Annotated in this window: 4 protein-coding genes; all 4 read left to right on the top strand. The window is 40.9% G+C overall.

What is annotated here, in order from left to right; all coding sequences use genetic code 11:
- The coding region (locus tag HMPREF1051_RS09035; RefSeq protein ID WP_036492728.1) for a 30S ribosomal protein S5 at nucleotides 1-413 on the top strand (413 nt) is incomplete at its 5' end.
- Nucleotides 406-591: a 50S ribosomal protein L30 gene (gene rpmD / locus HMPREF1051_RS09030; protein WP_003759717.1), complete on the top strand. Its 186-nt coding sequence runs from the start codon at nucleotides 406-408 to the stop codon at nucleotides 589-591. The genes HMPREF1051_RS09035 and rpmD, both read left to right, overlap by 8 nt.
- A gap of 1 nt (nucleotide 592) precedes the next feature.
- Nucleotides 593-1,027 carry a 50S ribosomal protein L15 gene (gene rplO / locus HMPREF1051_RS09025; protein WP_036492727.1) on the top strand — a complete coding sequence of 145 codons (435 nt, stop codon included), beginning with the start codon at nucleotides 593-595 and terminating at the stop codon, nucleotides 1,025-1,027.
- Between the two features lie 13 nt (nucleotides 1,028-1,040).
- Nucleotides 1,041-2,279 (top strand): preprotein translocase subunit SecY (gene secY, locus HMPREF1051_RS09020; RefSeq protein WP_003767494.1); only part of this gene is annotated, 1,239 nt, incomplete at its 3' end.

Genomic DNA, 2,279 nt, shown 5'->3' with positions numbered 1-2,279 from the left:
CTGCGCTAACTGTTGTTGGTGATGGGGATGGTCGTATTGGCATGGGTAAAGGTAAGTCAAAAGAAGTGCCGGTAGCTGTTCAAAAAGCAATGGATCAGGCTCGTCGCTCTATGATTAAAGTACCTCTAAAAAATGGTACGATTCATCATGAGGTTATTGGACGTCATGGCGCTACTAAAGTCTTTATGCAACCCGCTAAAGAAGGTAGTGGTGTAAAGGCAGGTGGTCCTATGCGCTTAGTTTTTGATGCTATGGGTATTCATAACATTTCTGCTAAAGTGCATGGTTCTACAAACCCTTATAACATTGTACGAGCTACATTAGACGGCTTGTCTAAGTTATATACACCTGCTGATATCGCTGCTAAACGTGGCCTAACAGTGGAAGACATTTTGGGAGCAAACCATGACTGAGCAAAAAAAGATTAAAGTTACATTGGTGAAGAGCCTGATTGGTACAATTGAATCTCATCGTGCATGTGCTCGTGGTTTAGGTTTGCGCCATCGTGAGCATACAGTAGAGGTTTTAGATACCCCTGAAAACCGTGGTATGATTAACAAAATCAGCTACTTGTTGAAAGTGGAGTCTTGATATGTTTCTAAATTCTATTCAACCTGCTGAGGGGGCTACTCACGCTCGTCGTCGTGTAGGTCGTGGTATTGGTAGTGGTTTAGGTAAAACTGGTGGCCGTGGTCATAAAGGTCAAAAAAGCCGTTCTGGTGGTTTTCATAAAGTAGGTTTCGAAGGCGGTCAAATGCCTTTGCAACGTCGCCTGCCAAAACGTGGTTTCAAATCTTTGACTGCTGCTGCTAATGCTGAGATTCGTTTGAGTGAATTGAACTTGCTCGCTGTGAATGAGATTGATGTATTAGTTCTCAAGCAAGCCGGGTTGGTTCCTACAACTGTTTCCAATGTGAAAGTTATTGCCTCTGGTGTGCTTTCAAAAGCTGTTGTCCTGAGGGGCATTAAAGCCACTAAAGGGGCTAAAGCAGCAATTGAAGCTGCTGGTGGTAAAGTGGAAGAATAAGGCTTGCATTATAGTGGCTAATCAACAATCTTTATCAGGCTTGTCCAAATTTGGAGATCTGAAAAAACGTCTAACGTTTCTTTTAGGGGCGTTAATTGTTTTTCGTATTGGTGCCCATATCCCTGTACCTGGCGTAGATGCTGTTGCTTTAGCTAAATTATACGAAAGCGCTGGGAACGGCATACTAGGCATGTTGAACATGTTTTCTGGTGGTTCGTTAGAGCGCTTTAGTATATTCGCAATTGGCATAATGCCATATATTTCAGCATCAATAATTGTTCAGTTGGCCTCTGAAATTATTCCTTCTTTAAAGGCATTAAAAAAGGAAGGGGAGGCAGGTCGAAAAGTTATTACAAAATATACAAGATACGGTACAGTGCTATTAGCCATCTTACAGAGTTTTGGTGTAGCTACCTTTGTATTCCAGCAAGGTGTGGTTGTCACTAATTCTTTGGAGTTCCATATTTCTACGGTAGTGAGCTTAGTCACAGGTACAATGTTCCTGATGTGGTTAGGTGAGCAGATTACGGAGCGCGGGATTGGGAATGGCATTTCCTTGATTATTACTGCTGGTATCGCTGCCGGTATTCCTTCCGGTATAGCAAGATTATTAGCTTTAACGAGTCAAGGATCAATTGGTATGCCTACGGCTGTGTCAATCGTTATTGGTGCATTGCTATTAATTTATATTGTTGTATATTTTGAAAGTGCACAGCGTAAAGTTCCCGTGCATTATGCGAAACGCCAAGTTGGTAGTGGTGTAATGCAAGGTTCTAATACACATATGCCCTTTAAGTTGAATATGGCAGGCGTCATTCCTCCTATTTTTGCGTCAAGTATTATTTTGTTTCCATCCACTTTGTTAAGCTGGTTTGGTTCTAATGATACCGGTAGTTTGTTGCATAAAATTGCTGGTTTGCTTCAGCATGGGCAAGCTTTATATATTTTGTTATTTACAGTGACAATTATTTTCTTCTGCTATTTTTATACAGCCTTGGTTTTTAGTCCAAAAGAAATGGCAGAGAATTTGAAGAAAAGCGGTGCTTTTGTGCCGGGAATTCGACCTGGTAAGCAAACTTCTCAGTATCTGGAGCAGGTTGTATTACGCCTCACTTTGTTTGGTGCATTATATATTACAACTATTTGTTTAATTCCAGAATTTTTGACAACAGCTTTGAATGTTCCTTTTTATTTGGGTGGTACATCTTTACTGATTTTAGTCGTGGTGACAATGGACTTTAGTACCCAAATT

The sequence above is a fragment of the Neisseria sicca VK64 genome, from assembly GCF_000260655.1.
Classification (GTDB): Bacteria; Pseudomonadota; Gammaproteobacteria; order Burkholderiales; family Neisseriaceae; genus Neisseria; species Neisseria sicca_B.
Note: the sequence above shows the minus strand (reverse complement) of the source record. Positions and strands in the feature narration are given on the sequence as shown.

Bases quoted from the DNA above. Each gene is read 5' to 3' on its own strand.
- rpmD (WP_003759717.1), top strand. From the start codon at position 406: ATGACTGAGCAAAAAAAGATTAAAGTTACATTGGTGAAGAGCCTGATT.
- rplO (WP_036492727.1), top strand. From the start codon at position 593: ATGTTTCTAAATTCTATTCAACCTGCTGAGGGGGCTACTCACGCTCGT.